The organism is Erwinia sp. GW821-FHT03D09 (assembly GCF_059420805.1).
The window spans coordinates 16,649-31,751 of the sequence record NZ_JBWKUK010000020.1 but is presented as its reverse complement, the minus strand read 5'-3'; the positions used below and the strand labels follow the sequence as shown (position 1 = coordinate 31,751).

Annotated in this window: 13 protein-coding genes and 3 tRNA genes; 1 reads left to right on the top strand and 15 read right to left on the bottom strand. The window is 54.6% G+C overall.

Annotation, left to right across the window (positions count from 1 at the left end; translation table 11 throughout):
* Positions 1-33: 33 nt before the first annotated feature.
* From AC07U6_RS18515 to trxA, 15 genes are all read right to left on the bottom strand, one after another.
* Positions 34-120: transfer RNA gene (locus AC07U6_RS18515), tRNA-Leu, on the bottom strand.
* A gap of 13 nt (positions 121-133) precedes the next feature.
* Positions 134-209, bottom strand: a tRNA-His gene (locus AC07U6_RS18510).
* 66 nt (positions 210-275) lie between these two features.
* Positions 276-352: transfer RNA gene (locus AC07U6_RS18505), tRNA-Arg, on the bottom strand.
* A gap of 178 nt (positions 353-530) precedes the next feature.
* The gene (wecG, locus tag AC07U6_RS18500) at positions 531-1,271 is read right to left on the bottom strand and encodes a lipopolysaccharide N-acetylmannosaminouronosyltransferase (protein WP_494764227.1); all 741 of its coding nucleotides are present in this window, start codon (positions 1,269-1,271) and stop codon (positions 531-533) included.
* A 22-nt stretch (positions 1,272-1,293) separates the two neighbouring features.
* The gene (gene wzyE / locus AC07U6_RS18495; RefSeq protein ID WP_494764228.1) at positions 1,294-2,661 is read right to left on the bottom strand and encodes an ECA oligosaccharide polymerase; all 1,368 of its coding nucleotides are present in this window, start codon (positions 2,659-2,661) and stop codon (positions 1,294-1,296) included.
* On the bottom strand, positions 2,658-3,734 hold the full coding sequence (wecF, locus tag AC07U6_RS18490; protein WP_494764229.1) for a TDP-N-acetylfucosamine:lipid II N-acetylfucosaminyltransferase: 1,077 nt from the start codon (positions 3,732-3,734) through the stop codon (positions 2,658-2,660). The genes wzyE and wecF overlap by 4 nt, the downstream gene beginning before the upstream one ends.
* Positions 3,734-4,981, bottom strand: a complete 1,248-nt coding sequence (gene wzxE / locus AC07U6_RS18485) for a lipid III flippase WzxE (protein ID WP_494764230.1) — start codon at positions 4,979-4,981, stop codon at positions 3,734-3,736. The genes wecF and wzxE overlap by 1 nt, the downstream gene beginning before the upstream one ends.
* Before the next feature lies 1 nt (position 4,982).
* Entirely contained in the window at positions 4,983-6,113 is a 1,131-nt protein-coding gene (gene rffA, locus AC07U6_RS18480; protein WP_494764231.1) for a dTDP-4-amino-4,6-dideoxygalactose transaminase, read from the bottom strand.
* A complete protein-coding gene (gene rffC / locus AC07U6_RS18475; protein WP_494764232.1) occupies positions 6,110-6,805 on the bottom strand; it encodes a dTDP-4-amino-4,6-dideoxy-D-galactose acyltransferase in 696 nt (231 codons plus the stop codon). The genes rffA and rffC overlap by 4 nt, the downstream gene beginning before the upstream one ends.
* 36 nt (positions 6,806-6,841) lie before the next feature.
* Positions 6,842-8,104: a UDP-N-acetyl-D-mannosamine dehydrogenase gene (wecC, locus tag AC07U6_RS18470; RefSeq protein WP_494764233.1), complete on the bottom strand. Its 1,263-nt coding sequence runs from the start codon at positions 8,102-8,104 to the stop codon at positions 6,842-6,844.
* Entirely contained in the window at positions 8,101-9,231 is a 1,131-nt protein-coding gene (wecB, locus tag AC07U6_RS18465) for a non-hydrolyzing UDP-N-acetylglucosamine 2-epimerase (RefSeq protein WP_494764234.1), read from the bottom strand. The genes wecC and wecB overlap by 4 nt, the downstream gene beginning before the upstream one ends.
* 10 nt (positions 9,232-9,241) lie before the next feature.
* A complete protein-coding gene (wzzE, locus tag AC07U6_RS18460; RefSeq protein ID WP_494764235.1) occupies positions 9,242-10,303 on the bottom strand; it encodes an ECA polysaccharide chain length modulation protein in 1,062 nt (353 codons plus the stop codon).
* Between the two features lie 46 nt (positions 10,304-10,349).
* Positions 10,350-11,438 carry a UDP-N-acetylglucosamine--undecaprenyl-phosphate N-acetylglucosaminephosphotransferase gene (gene wecA / locus AC07U6_RS18455; protein WP_494764236.1) on the bottom strand — a complete coding sequence of 363 codons (1,089 nt, stop codon included), beginning with the start codon at positions 11,436-11,438 and terminating at the stop codon, positions 10,350-10,352.
* A gap of 292 nt (positions 11,439-11,730) precedes the next feature.
* Positions 11,731-12,990, bottom strand: coding sequence for a transcription termination factor Rho (rho, locus tag AC07U6_RS18450; RefSeq protein ID WP_105595131.1), 1,260 nt, complete (start codon positions 12,988-12,990; stop codon positions 11,731-11,733).
* Between the two features lie 360 nt (positions 12,991-13,350).
* Positions 13,351-13,680, bottom strand: coding sequence for a thioredoxin TrxA (gene trxA, locus AC07U6_RS18445; protein WP_123337791.1), 330 nt, complete (start codon positions 13,678-13,680; stop codon positions 13,351-13,353).
* Between the two features lie 129 nt (positions 13,681-13,809).
* Between trxA and rhlB the strand changes: the two genes are divergently transcribed.
* Entirely contained in the window at positions 13,810-15,102 is a 1,293-nt protein-coding gene (gene rhlB / locus AC07U6_RS18440; RefSeq protein ID WP_494764237.1) for an ATP-dependent RNA helicase RhlB, read from the top strand.
* Position 15,103: the final 1 nt, after the last annotated feature.

Below are 15,103 nucleotides of genomic sequence, written 5' to 3'. Positions count from 1 at the left end.
CGAATACTGCTTCAGTTCACTCTAAAGATTTTGTGGTGCGAAGAGAGGGACTTGAACCCTCACGTCCGTAAGAACACTAACACCTGAAGCTAGCGCGTCTACCAATTCCGCCACCTTCGCATTCAACAAAATCTGGGGTGGCTAATGGGACTCGAACCCACGACAACTGGAATCACAATCCAGGGCTCTACCAACTGAGCTATAGCCACCACAACTACTACTTACTTCTTATAACGCGGTAATGATACCACCGCAGCTCTTGCGCACAAACTTAATGGCGCGCCCGACAGGATTCGAACCTGAGACCTCTGCCTCCGGAGGGCAGCGCTCTATCCAGCTGAGCTACGGGCGCGTAGCGCCGTTGCGGATGTGCATAGTACGGACAGGAGCCCTACCTGTCCAGTGCTTTTTTAATAAAAAAACGCGTTTGATTACGCTTTGTGCATTCCGTCTAAACTCCCAGCATTTTTACGCCTTTTCGTACAGAAAAACCGCAGCAGCAACGTATTACCTTAGGCATTTATCCAGAATTAAAGATCGCCCTTCCAGTGATAGTTGAGATATTTCAGCAGCCTGAGCTGACGTTTTAATCGTGATGGCTGCGAAAGTAAGCGATAGAGCCATTCCAGGCCCATTCTTTGCCAAATCCGGGGCGCACGTTTAACGTGGCCGGTAAACACATCGTAGGTGCCGCCCACGCCCATATACAGCGCATCCGGATAAAAGGCCTTGCAGTCACGCATCAGTAGCTCCTGCCGGGGCGATCCCATTGCTACCGTCACCAGCTGCGCGCCGCTGGCGGCTATACGGGCCAGCAGCGCATCGCGCTGGTCGGGCGTAAAATAGCCATCCTGCGCACCGACAATGTTCACATTCCACTGGCGGCGCAGTTTATCCTGCGTTTGCTCCAGCACCTCGGGGCGTCCGCCAATCAGAAACACCGGCGTCCCCTCACGCCCGGCACGCTCCATTAACGCTTCCCACAGATCCGCTCCGGCAATACGGGATACCTGAGCCTGCGGATACTTCTTACGAATCGAACGGACTATGCTGATGCCATCGGCGTAACGATATTCGGCGGCAGCGATCAGCTTATAAATTTCTGCGTCGTTTTCCGCCGTCAGCACCTTCTCAGCATTGATCGCTACCAGCGTTCCACTCTTCAGCTTGCCATCCTGATTGAGGTAATCAACAAACTCCGCCATATCGCGAAATCCGGCCAGCGACAGGCCGCGAATTTGGTACTGCGGCACGGTAAAAGAGGCATGCATGGTATTTACCTTAAGTCTGAAATCAAAACGGCCCGGAGCCCGCATCGGGCTGAGCGGCAAGCGGACGCATAGCGGTACGCTCACGGATGAGCCCGGCGCTATCCAGTAACCAGTAAAGCAGTTTCGCCACCACCACGCAGACCGCAAAAATAACACAGAAGAACACCACTCTGGAGGCAAACGCATCCAGACCTTCTCGTGCCAGTACAATCATGTTAAACACCGCGCCAAAGCAGAAGCTCTGCAAGATAGCAGCCTTATAGCGGTTCTGTTCCTGCTGGCCTTTCTCATACAGCCAGTCAAACCACTTGATAATCAAGCCGACGGCGACAGCACCGAGGGGGATAAACAGTGCCCCACCCATCACCAGTAGCGAACCAATCAACGTCGGCGATATCGCCAGCCCGGAATGGTTATCCAGCACTTCCCAGGTAAAGTAGTTCGCGCTGTTGAGCACCAGCGACGGGCGGCCGTGCCACAGCCAGCTGGGGATAAAGACATAGAAATCCCGTACGATTGGCGCCAACCCCTGGAAGTTGATTTTGTCGTAGTTTTGCAGCAGCAAACCCAGATTTTCCCACGGCGAGAACGTATCGCGAGTGAGGTAGAGGAAGGTATAAAACGCCTCAGATCCACTAACGTCCAGGTTATAGCGTTTTAGCGCCAGCCAAAACATACCAACAATACCGCCGACGCCCGCCATCACCAGCATCCACAGCGTTATCCAGCCGCGAATGAGGCCGATAAACAGGAACAAAGCAAACGCGATAATAATATTGGCTCGCGTGCCGCCAACAATCACGTAGGTCAACAACCCGAAGGCAACGGTGCTGACCAAAAACAACAGCCAGCCGCGAAAATCCTGCTTCAGGAAGTAAACCACCAGCATCGCCGGGATAAAGAAGTAGAAGAAGCGCTTTAAGGCCACGCCCGAGACATCCGCCGAGAAAATCTGGCTGTAGCTTTGCAGCTTGAACAGCAGGAAGCCGTTATGCATGAAGAACACGCTGACCGTGCCCAGCGCCACCAGCGCCAGCAATATCCAGCTCAGGTTCGCCTCGACCCGGTTGATGGTGAACACCTGCTGCGGAGGCCTGGTGCTGCGCGCCCGCAGCCGGGTTTTATAGCTTACGTAGTAGATAGCATAGAAGCAGCCCGCCGCCAGCAACGCCTGCAGCAGGTATTCCGGTGGCACCACGGCAACGTTAAAACCAAACACCAGCACACTGGTAAACGGAAAGCCAAAGAAGAAGGTCAGTAAGAACAGCAGCGAGAAGAAAACATTAAAATTGAACCGCACCCGGCGAAACTCGCGCCAGGTCAGCGTCAGAATAAATCCAGCGCCCAGCAGCCAGACCACCAGCAGCCCGGAAAATTCTAATAAGGTCATACGCTTTCTCCCTCAACCAGCCGCAGTGCCTGCTGCCAGCCCGCCAGATAACCCGGTTCAAAAAAGGCAATCTGCTGCTTATCCATCAGGCTCAGCTGGCGCTGCGCCTCACTTACCGTTGCGGCATCCAGCGCATCACCGGTAAACAATACCGGCACCTGCTGCTCCACCAGATCCTGCCAGAATGGGTTCTTACGATTCAGTACGAACGGGATATTGGCCTGAATCAGCAGGCACAGTGTGCCGATCCCCTGCTGACGCTCGAAGATAAACCAGCCGAGATCGCAGCCGGAGATCAGCTGCAGATAGTCACTGAATTCAATTTTCTCCGTCAGCAACTGAACCTGGCCGGCGGTAAATAACGCATCGGCGGCGGCACGTACACGGGCAATGTAGGCGTCGTTATTTGCCGGGTAGCCGAGTGGCACAACCACCTTCACCTCATTGCCAAACTGCTGATGAATCTCCTGTAACGCCTGTATATGCCGGTTGCTGGCATCGCCCGAATTGCCCAGCAGGATCGTTATTGGTCCCTGATGAGGCTGAGCGACGGGGACATTTTGCGCCAGCCGCGTGGGGAAATAGAGCAGCGACGCAGGCACGCCTGGATGGCGCTGATGGAAATGATTGATGTCACCCCGGGTAGCAAAAACCTGCGCGACACGCTTCTGCGCCTGCCGACGCAGCAGATAGAACAGGCGGAATTTCAGACTGGTGGCGTCCTCATACAGGTCGGCCCCCCAGATATGCCAGTAGAGCTGAGAGCGAGAAATTTTACCCGCCAGCAGCGCCAGCCACAGCTTAGGATTAAACTGCCCGTGGCAAAAGAAGCGCATCTCACGCTGCTGTCGAGCCAGAGCGATAACCGCTTCAGCCAACGCGCTTTTATCCGCGAAAACGCGTATCTGTAGCTGGGGATACTGCTCAGCCACAGAGGGCTGGTTCGCAACCAGCCAGAACTGACGCGGGGCCGTTGTTGGCACCACGTCATATATTACCTGGTTAAAAAAGCCCAGAACCGTCTGATTATGATGCGGTATATCCGAGCCTAAAAGATGGATTACTGTGGTCATTATCGTCTACGGTAGAGAGTAAATACGCCTGCACAGAGCGCGAAATAAGCGATATAAGTCGCCATATATGCCTGCGCTGCCCCCGCTGCACCGTGCAGCGGGATCAGCCAGCGGGAAAATCCAGTGAGCAGGATAAACTGGCTCACTTCGGTCAGAATGTAAAAACGCAGTGACGCCTTCGCTATCACCAGATAGCCAAAGACGTAGCAGCCGACCTTCAGCACATCGCCAATCAGCTGCCAGATAAACAGGTCGCGCATGCCGGTAAACTGGCTGGAAAACAGCAGCCAGATAACGAAATCGCGCAGCAGCCAAACGCAGAGACTGACCGCCATCACCGCAGGCAGAACAAAGCGCAGCGCGCGAATAATCTCCCGAGAAATATCCGCTTTATTGTCCAGACGTGCCAGCGTTGGCAGCAGCCAAACGCTAAACGAGGCGGTAATAAACTGCAAATAGGCGTCGGAGATGCTGCTCACCCCCTGCCACAGCCCAACCTGCTCCCAGCCCGCATGCGCCTGCAGCAGATTACGCATCATTACCCATGCCACCGGCAGCGTTACGGCGGTGATTAGCGCCATCAGGGTAAACTTACCGAGCTGGCGGGCGAACTCTGGCTGCCACACCGGTAACAGATAACGCATGGGCAGATGATCGCGCCGGGCCAGAACCGCCAGCGCCGGGATCATCACCAGCGCGGGCACCATCGCCAGGCCAACAAGCGCACCGCTGTAGCCGCCCAGCCAGTAACAGACAAACCAGGCCGCCACGCCAATGATGCTACCCACAATCAGCGCCAGCGCATTACCCGCCGCATCGCGGAAGCCTTTGACGATCGCCAGCGCCAGGTTAGCCCAGGCGATACCCAGCTGTAAAAACGCCACAATGCGAATCACCTGCTGATACTTTACATCACCGAACAGTGCCTGGCTGATAGGGGCAGCAAACAGCAAAAAGCCGACGGCCAGCAGTAGCGAAAAGCCAAGGACCATCGCCGACGCCGTGCCGGTCACCGCGCGGAGTTCCGCCGGATGCTGCTGGTGCTGCGCCACCAGCCTGGTCACGCCGTTAAAGATCCCGGCTCCTGCCAGCACGCCCAATACGGTGATCAACTGGCGGAAGTTACCCGCCTGTCCCACGCCCGACGGACCATACGCGACAGCCAGCATCTTCACCACCAGCAAACCGGCAGCAATTTTTACCAGTGTGGACGCGGCGGTCCACACGGAAGCTCTTGCCAGCGACATATCAGGAAAGATAGCTACGTAAGGAGCCGATCACCGTTTTCTGATTATTATCAGAAAGGTTATAGAACAGCGGCAACCTCAGCAGGCGGTCGCTGTCCTGTTGGGTAAAGCGATCGGTGCCGTGGAAACGACCAAAGCGCTGCCCGGCAGGCGAACTGTGTAGCGGGATGTAGTGGAACACCGCCATGATTTCGGCCTCTTTTAGCCAGGAAATCAGCGCGGTACGATCGTCGTTATCGCGCAGCTTCAGGTAGAACATATGCGCATTGTGCTCACAGTCTGCCGGAATGACCGGCAGTTCGATCCGCCCGCGCGCGGCAAACGGCTGCAACACGGTGTGGTAATTCTGCCAGAGCTGTAAACGCTGTTGATTGATGCGCTCAGCGGCTTCCAGCTGCGCCCAGAGGTAGGCCGCCTGCAAATCGGCCATCAGGTAGCTGGAACCGATGTCGCGCCAGGTATATTTATCCACCTGCCCGCGGAAGAACTGACTGCGGTTGGTGCCTTTTTCGCGAATGATTTCCGCCCGCTCAACCAGCGCCGCATCGTTTATCAGCGTCGCTCCACCCTCACCTCCGGCTGTGTAGTTTTTCGTCTCGTGAAAGCTGAAGCAGCCGATATGGCCAATTGTTCCCAGCGCACGCCCCTTATACGTGGACATCACCCCCTGCGCGGCGTCTTCGATCACCCAGAGTTTATGCTTCTTCGCCAGCGCCATAATGGTGTCCATTTCGCAGGCCACGCCCGCATAGTGGACCGGCACAATTGCTTTGGTACGCTCGGTAATCGCCGCCTCGATGAGCGTCTCGTCAAGATTCATCGTATCCGGGCGCACGTCAATAAAGACGATAGTGGCACCGCGAAGAACGAAGGCATTGGCGGTTGAAACAAAAGTATAGCTCGGCATGATCACTTCATCACCGGGCTGGATATCGATCAGGATCGCCGCCATTTCCAGCGAGGCGGTACAGGACGGAGTCAACAATACCTTACGGCTGCCGAACCGCTGCTCCATCCACTGTTGGCAGCGGCGGGTAAAGCCGCCATCGCCGCACAGCTTACCGCTGCCCATGGCCGACTGCATATATTCAAGTTCAGTTCCCACCACCGGTGGCGCGTTAAACGGGATCATGGCGTTTTCCTGTATAACCAGTAGGCGGTACGTTCAATCACGCCACCGCAGCGTAGATAGAGGCGCAGCGCAGCAAGGTTACCCAGCTGCGTTGCAACGTGAAGTCGGGTCAGGCGCCGGGCACGGCACCAGTCATTTGCCGCATCCATCAGCCGCTGGCCAATCCCTAATCCCTGATATGCAGGCAGCACGGCCAGTAGCCCAATGCGTGCCGTCCTGTCTTCCAGCTCGCGCAGAGAGACAAAGCCCTGCATGGTGCCCTGTTCATCCACCGCCAGCAGGCACTGATGGTCGAAAGTGCCGCGCACGGCGTTCTCAATCCACTGCGCGTAGAAGCGTCCGCTGTCGCCCGCGGCAAACCAGGGCGCGCGAAAGCGGCTCCAGATGAAGGCTTCACTCGCCGCCTGGCGCAGAGCCGGAATATGTTCGGCGCGGGCGATGCGAATACCGGTTGGGCGCTCGGCGGGGGTAATGCCCAGCACGCAGTCCGCCTCTCCCTCCACCATGCTGAAGCCCAGGGCGCTCAGCGCATCCAGTTCGGCACTTTGCTGTGCCAGCACTTTCACCTGCACCAGCGGCCAGTCGTCCAGCGTAGCGACATCCAGCGGCGTGTCGCCCTGTAGTTCCAGCAGTGCGCTCTGCTGCCCGAAAAATGCGTTTTCCCAGGCGAGAGGTTTAAGCGTGGCAAACATACGCACCTCCACGGGCAGGAAAAGCGAGCGCGTTAATCATCGCCACACGCCTTTGGTATCAACGATAAAGCTCTGCTGCACGGCTTCAGGCTTGATGGCTTTAAACTGACGGTGATCGACCAGCATCACCAGCACATCCGCCTGCCGGAGCGCATCGTCCAGCGTCAACAGCGTGACGGTGTTGCCCAGGTTTTGCGGAAGCTGGTCGATATTCGGTTCAACAACCAGCGTGCTGCCCTGGTGCCAGTCGGCAATCAGTCGGGTGACCTGCATCGCAGGGCTTTCCCGCAGATCGTCGATGTCCGGTTTAAACGCCAGGCCAAAGCAGGCAATTTTCAGGTCGCTGGCGCGCTTATTGTTGGCCATCAGGCACTCTGCTACCCGCTGCTTCACCTGTTCCAGTACCCAGTGGGGTTTCGCATCGTTGACTTCACGCGCGGTGCGGATCAAACGCGACTGCTGCGGGTTTTGCGCAACGATAAACCACGGATCGACGGCGATGCAGTGACCGCCTACACCCGGTCCGGGCTGCAGGATATTCACTCGCGGATGGCGATTAGCCAGACGGATCAGCTCCCAGACATTGATTTTCTGCTCTGCGCAGATCAGCGAGAGTTCATTGGCAAAAGCGATGTTGACGTCGCGGAAGCTGTTTTCAGTTAATTTGCACATTTCGGCGGTGCGGGCATTCGTCACCACGCACTCACCTTCAAGGAACAGGTTGTACAGATCGCAGGCCCGCTGCGAGCTGGTCGCGGTCATACCGCCGATCACCCGATCGTTTTTAAACAGCTCAACCATCACCTGCCCAGGCAGAACACGCTCCGGGCAGTAGGCAATGTGGATATCGGCTTCTTCGCCCGCCTGCTGGGGGAAAGTCAGGTCAGGACGCTCGCTGGCCAGCCACTCCGCCATGTGTTCGGTAGCACCGACCGGCGAGGTGGACTCAAGGATAACCAAATCCCCTTTTTTCAGTACGACCGCAACAGAGGCGGCAGCGGCGCGCACATAGGACATATCGGGCTGATGGTCACCTTCAAACGGTGTAGGAACGGCGATCAGAAAAGCGTCGGCGGGTTCCGGCCGGATAGCGGCACGTAAAAAACCCCCTTCAACGGCGGCTTTCACCACCCGATCGAGGTCGGGTTCAACAATATGGATCTCACCGCGATTAATGGTTTCTACCGTGTGAGCATTCACATCAATGCCGATAACCTGCTTCTGGCGTGAGGCAAAAGCCGCTGCGGTTGGCAGGCCGATATATCCCAGGCCGATAACTGAAATGGTGTTGAAATTCATAGTGTAATCCGATTATTTTTTAGTGCCTGCACGATGCGCTGGCAGGCAAGTCCATCACCGTAGGGATTATGTGCGTGACTCATCGTTTGCCAGGCTGCCTCATCGGTCAGCAGGCGGGTCACTTCACTGACTATTTTAGCACCGTCGGTCCCCACCAGCCTGACCGTGCCGGCCTCAATCGCTTCGGGACGTTCAGTGGCATCACGCATCACCAGCACCGGTTTACCCAGCGATGGCGCTTCTTCCTGGATGCCTCCGGAATCGGTGAGGATCAGCCAGGCCCTGTCCATCAGCCAGACAAACGGCAGATACTCCTGCGGCTCTATCAGAATGATGTTGTCGATACCTTTCAGGATGCGATTCACCGGTTCGCTGACATTTGGATTGAGGTGGACCGGATAGACAATTTGCAGCGGCGGGTGCAGACGGGCGATTTCAGCCAGTGCGTTGCAGATACGTTCAAATCCACCGCCAAAACTTTCACGACGATGACCGGTCACTAGCAGCAGTTTTTTATCAGCATCAAGGAAGGGATATCTGGCCGCCAGGCTATTCCGTAAAGTTTCATCGCTCAGTACGCGATCGCGCACCCAGAACAGCGCATCGATCACCGTATTGCCGGTAACAAAAATCCGCGAATCAGGCAGGTTTTCACGTATCAGATTCTGCCGGGAACGTTCCGTTGGCGCAAAATGGTAGCTGGCGAGGTGCCCGGTCAGCGTACGATTGGCCTCTTCCGGCCATGGAGAATAAAGATCGCCGGTACGCAAACCTGCCTCAATATGCCCGACGGGGATATGGTGATAAAACGCCGCCAGGCTGGCGGCCAGCGTGGTGGTGGTATCACCGTGAACCAGCACCACATCCGGGGTAAAATCGGCAAACACCGTTTTCAGCCCCTCAAGGATGCGGCTGGTGATTTCGGTCAGTCCTTGCCCCGGACGCATGATATTCAGATCGTAATCCGGCACCAGCGAGAACAGATGCAGCACCTGATCCAGCATCTCGCGATGCTGGGCGGTGACGCACAGGCGGGATTCTATTTCATGATCCTGCGCCAGCGCATGGACCAGCGGGGCCATTTTTATCGCCTCAGGGCGCGTGCCAAAAACCGTTAATACTTTCACCGTCGCTCTCTCAATTGGTCCGTTGATTAACAACATGACCCTTGCGAGGTCGGCGTATCAGCGCGGTCCCGGCGCCAGTCAGGGCACCTACCGCCCCCCACATGATCATCAATAACAGACGGCGCGGGCTGTCACGGGTTACCGGCTCTTCCGGCGTACGCAGATAGCGCCAGGTCTGGAATGCTTTAACCAGCGTTGGGCCGACGTTGAGCGTGGCCAGCATGGCACGATTCTGATCGTACTCAACATCGTAAGAAGGGCCGCTGGCCCGCAGGTTTTCCAGCCGAGCCTGTAACATGGGCCGACCCAGCAGGAACAGCTCGGAATCCGGTAGCTGCTCGGAAGGCGTATCGGTTTTAGTCTGCTCGAAACCCTGCTGCTGAGCAATCTTCAGCGCCTGCTCAACGCTGTGGATTTCACGATCGTAAATCGCGGTAGCGACTGCTTCCTGTCGTTTGATCTGTGCCTTCAGCTGGATGCTGCGTGCCGCCCATGCGCCGGTCAGCTCTTCATTAAGATGTGCCGTTGCGCGCGCATTGGCGAAAGCCACGTACTGGCGCAGCAGCGTATTGGCATCCCCCGAGGTTTCTGCAACCAGCTTAACGGTGTCATTGATGTTTTTCGCCGCGTCTGCCGGCTGGAACTGGATATTGGCGATTAACTCGTCCAGCAACGCCGCATCTTCACGCGCGCTGCCGGTTTGACGCTGCTTGTAGTAATCGGACTGCAGCCAGAAGTCGCGCCGGGTATCCCAGGCAGAAAGCTGCATGATAAATTCCTGGTACGCTTCATCCATGACCGTGGGCTGCGGGGCGTTCAGACTAAGATTACCGGCACGCTGATCCAGGTTATTGAGGAACTGCTGCTGGGAGTAAAAACCGGACAGCATGTTAACCGTCGGCCGATCGGTGATCGCCGTGGTACTCCATTTCGGCGTGACCAGCAGTGTGTAGATCCAGGCCAGCAGAGCGAACAGCACGCCTCCGCCAATAATCCAGAATTTACCGCGCCATAGCGCGCAGCAAAGACCGCGAATATCCAGCTCGTTATCGGCAGCAACAGGATGGGTCATACATCATTTCCTTATTGTCAGGGCATCTATCAATCAGTTAAAAAGTTTAGCTGTCGTTATTGTTATTACGCAGGCGACGCTTGATGCGTTTGATCATCCGCGCAACGCGCCAGGCGCGTTTTATGCAGTAGCCATAAAGCATAAAAGCCAGTAAGAACAGGATCAGCATGACCCATTCCGGGGTAAAACTCAGATATTCGCCCAGTACACCGATCGCCGCCAGCAGCGCTGCGGCCAGTGTAATCAGCATAAACGCCTGTCGCGAAGTGAAACCCGCACGCATAATAAGGTGATGAATATGCTGACGATCTGCCGAGAAGGGGCTCATTCCTTTACTCAGACGGCGATACATAATAGCGACCATATCCATCAAAGGAATAGCGATCAACCACAGCGCGGTAACTGGGGTAATCGGATGGCTTTCACCCTGAGTGGCGGCCAGCAGAATCCAGATAATCGTAAAGCCAATCAGCGTGCTGCCTGCATCGCCCATAAAGACCTTATAGCGACCGCCAAACATGCCGAGATTAAGCAAAATATAGGGGATAATGGCGGCGATCATCGTGAAACACCACATCGCAAGGCTGGCCTGTCCGTCAAACAACAGAATGATGCCCATCGCCATAAATGAAACGCAGGAAAGCCCGCCCAGCAGGCCATCAATACCGTCAACCATATTAAAGGCGTTGATCGCGGCCCAGACGGCAAACAGCGTCAGCACGTAGCCAAACGGACCAACAACCAGCTCCCAGGGGCCAAAGATATGGCCAAGGCTGAACAGATATAGTTTGGCCTTCACCATCATCACGACGGCAACACCGGCCTGTACCACGGCACGAATTTTTACGCTGATATCAAAGCGATCGTCCAGTGCGCCGACCAGGACAAGGCAGCCTGCACATACCAGATAGAGGCTAAAATGGGGGATGTAATAATCGGAAATAGCGAAAGCGAAGCAGCTTCCGGCAAAAACGGAAATGCCACCCACCAAAGGGATCACACCCTGATGACGCTTACGATAGTTTGGCCTGTCAACCAGACCGATTTTTTTGGCTGCCTTACGGGCAAAAAATAGAAACGCCAGCGAAAAAACAAAAGTCAGTACAAGCTCAGTACTCATATTGAGTAAATTCACATTAATCAGCTCTCTGCGAAGAATTGCGTAATGTTATAAGCAAAAATAGTGCCATAATCATCCGTGTAATTCTGATTTTATCGACCAGGACGAGCAAAAATTAACCGCATTTAATTGCAGTCCTGAACCATACACCAGGTTTAGTTCTCCCTTAACCGGCTAGCGTATAGGTCAAAAACAAAAAACGCCACGACTAAGCGTGGCGTTACCCGAGTTTGTTTTTTGGCGAAGACAACGAAAACGGCAACGCTTCACTTCAGCAACGCACCGCTTTCAGAGCATCATCAAACCATTACGAACGTTTCATCATGTCGAAGAATTCGTCGTTTGTTTTGGTCATCGCCAGTTTGTTAATGAGGAATTCCATCGCGTCGATTTCACCCATTGGATGAATGATTTTGCGCAATATCCACATTTTCTGCAGCTCTTCGGATGTAGTAAGCAGCTCTTCTTTACGCGTACCTGAACGATTATAGTCGATAGCAGGGAATACGCGCTTCTCAGCGATTTTACGCGCGAGATGCAGTTCCATGTTGCCGGTACCTTTGAATTCTTCGTAGATAACTTCATCCATTTTAGAACCGGTATCGACCAGCGCAGTCGCGATGATAGTCAGGCTTCCGCCCTCTTCAACGTTACGTGCAGCACCGAAGAAACGCTTTGGACGATGCAGGGCGTTCGCATCAACACCACCGGTCAGAACCTTACCAGAGGCAGGAACAACGGTGTTGTAGGCACGCGCCAGACGGGTGATGGAGTCCAGCAGGATGATGACATCCTTTTTATGCTCAACCAGGCGCTTAGCCTTCTCGATCACCATTTCAGCAACCTGCACGTGGCGTGATGCTGGCTCGTCAAAGGTAGAAGCAATCACTTCGCCTTTAACCAGACGCTGCATCTCGGTCACTTCTTCCGGACGCTCGTCAATCAGCAGTACCATCAGCACACAGTCAGGATGGTTGTAAGCGATGCTCTGCGCGATATTCTGCAGCAGCATGGTTTTACCGGCTTTCGGCGGTGCCACGATCAGGCCACGCTGGCCACGACCAATCGGCGATGCCAGATCCAGCACGCGTGCGGTAAGGTCTTCGGTAGACCCGTTACCACGCTCCATACGCAGACGAGAGTTCGCATGCAGCGGGGTTAAGTTTTCAAACAGGATTTTGCTACGCGCATTTTCCGGTTTGTCGTAGTTAACTTCGTTAACTTTCAGCAGCGCAAAGTAACGTTCACCCTCTTTTGGTGGACGGATCTTTCCAGAGATTGTGTCACCAGTGCGGAGGTTGAAGCGGCGGATTTGGCTGGGGGAAACGTAGATATCATCGGGGCCTGCGAGGTAGGAACTGTCTCCGGAGCGGAGGAAACCAAATCCGTCCTGGAGTATCTCGAGTACGCCATCGCCGAAAATATCTTCGCCACTTTTAGCATGCTGCTTGAGGATGGCGAAAATAATATCCTGTTTGCGCATACGCGCCAGGTTTTCCAGCCCCATATTTTCGCCGAGAGTGATCAGGTCAGAAACCGGCGTATTTTTTAATTCGGTAAGATTCATAATGGTGGGTTCTTAAACTCGGGGTAAATCTTGAACTGTTTGTCGTGAATAGTATGGCAAAAGGTCCATGCCTGTTAAATGGCACTCTGTTCTAAAGTCCGCTCGATGATCACGTACAGGAAAACGCAGATCCGAAACGAGGAGACGGTGTAGAAAGACGCCGGAATTCAGTTGATGCTAACCGTCAGATTGCTGAATGTCTGTAAGATTTAGACGAAAACAGTATTCAACAAGGGATAATTCTAAAGATTCAAACTACAGGTAAGTTCGTCGTGCAGCAGATTTAAGTTAGCACGCTTAATGCAGGGCGTCTAGCGGTCTGAGTAAAATTACAAACCGCCAGGCGCCAGCAAAGCATGATTAGCCCAGGTTCGCGTTCAGGAACTCTTTAAGCTGACCTTTAGACAGTGCGCCAACTTTAGTCGCGATGACTTCGCCACCTTTAAACAACAGCAGCGTTGGGATGCCGCGAATGCCGTACTTAGGCGCTGTAGCTGGATGCTCATCAATGTTCAGCTTGGCAATAGTCAGCTTGCCTTCATACTCTTCGGCAACTTCGTTCAGGATTGGGGCAATCATCTTGCAGGGGCCACACCATTCTGCCCAGAAGTCTACCAGCGTTAAACCATCAGCTTTCAGGACATCAGTTTCGAAGCTATCATCGGACAGGTGAACAATTTGAGCGCTCATGTTTACTCCAGGGGATTATCTTGATCTTGATGATGTAGCATTAAGCAGCATCAGATTAACAATTTCACTGCTTTTATTTCAACGGATATGCTTTCGTAAAGCAATACTTAGCTGATATTCTACCACACTATGAGCAAAACACACTTAACCGAAAAGAAGTTTTCCGACTTCGCCCTGCATCCTCAGGTCATTGAAGCCCTTGATAATAAAGGGTTTCATAATTGCACGCCTATTCAGGCGCTGGCATTACCTTTTACGCTCTCCGGGCGTGATGTAGCAGGTCAGGCGCAAACCGGTACGGGCAAGACGATGGCGTTTTTAACGTCAACGTTTCATCATCTTCTTTCTCACCCTGCACTGGAAGGCCGCCAGGTTAACCAACCGCGCGCGCTGATTCTGGCTCCGACGCGTGAACTGGCCGTTCAGATCCATGCGGATGCGGAACCGCTGGCGCAGGTTACCGGGCTGAAACTCGGTCTGGCCTACGGTGGCGATGGTTATGACAAGCAACTGAAAGTGCTGGAAAGCGGTGTCGATATTCTGATTGGCACCACGGGCCGTTTAATCGATTATGCGAAACAAAATCACGTTAATTTAGGTGCCATCCAGGTCGTCGTCCTCGATGAAGCCGATCGCATGTTCGATCTCGGCTTTATCAAAGATATCCGCTGGCTTTTCCGCCGCATGCCTGCTGCGAACCAGCGCCTGAATATGTTGTTCTCCGCCACGCTGTCGTTCCGCGTGCGCGAGCTGGCCTTCGAAAACATGAACAACGCCGAGTACGTTGAAGTCGAGCCAGAGCAGAAAACCGGGCACCGCATTAAAGAAGAGCTGTTCTACCCTTCCAACGAAGAAAAAATGCGTTTGCTGCAAACGCTGCTGGAAGAAGAGTGGCCTGATCGGGCGATTATTTTCGCCAATACCAAGCACCGCTGCGAAGATATCTGGGGCCATCTGGCCGCCGATGGTCATCGCGTAGGCCTGCTGACCGGTGATGTGGCTCAGAAAAAACGCCTGCGTATTCTGGACGATTTCACCAAAGGCGACGTGGATATTCTGGTTGCGACCGACGTAGCCGCCCGTGGTTTACACATTCCTGCGGTAACGCACGTGTTTAACTACGACCTGCCTGACGATCGCGAAGATTATGTTCATCGCATCGGACGTACCGGCCGCGCTGGCGCTAACGGGCACTCAATCAGTCTGGCCTGCGAAGAGTACGCGCTGAACCTGCCAGCGATTGAAGAATATATCGGCCACAGCATTCCGGTCAGCCGCTATAACAGCGATGCGCTGATGACTGAGCTGCCGCAGCCAAAACGCTTAACCCGCAACCGCACAGGCAACAATCTGCGTCGTGGGGGAAATAACAATCGCCGTGGTAGCGCACCGCGAAACCCTAACCGCAAACGTTCAGGTTAAC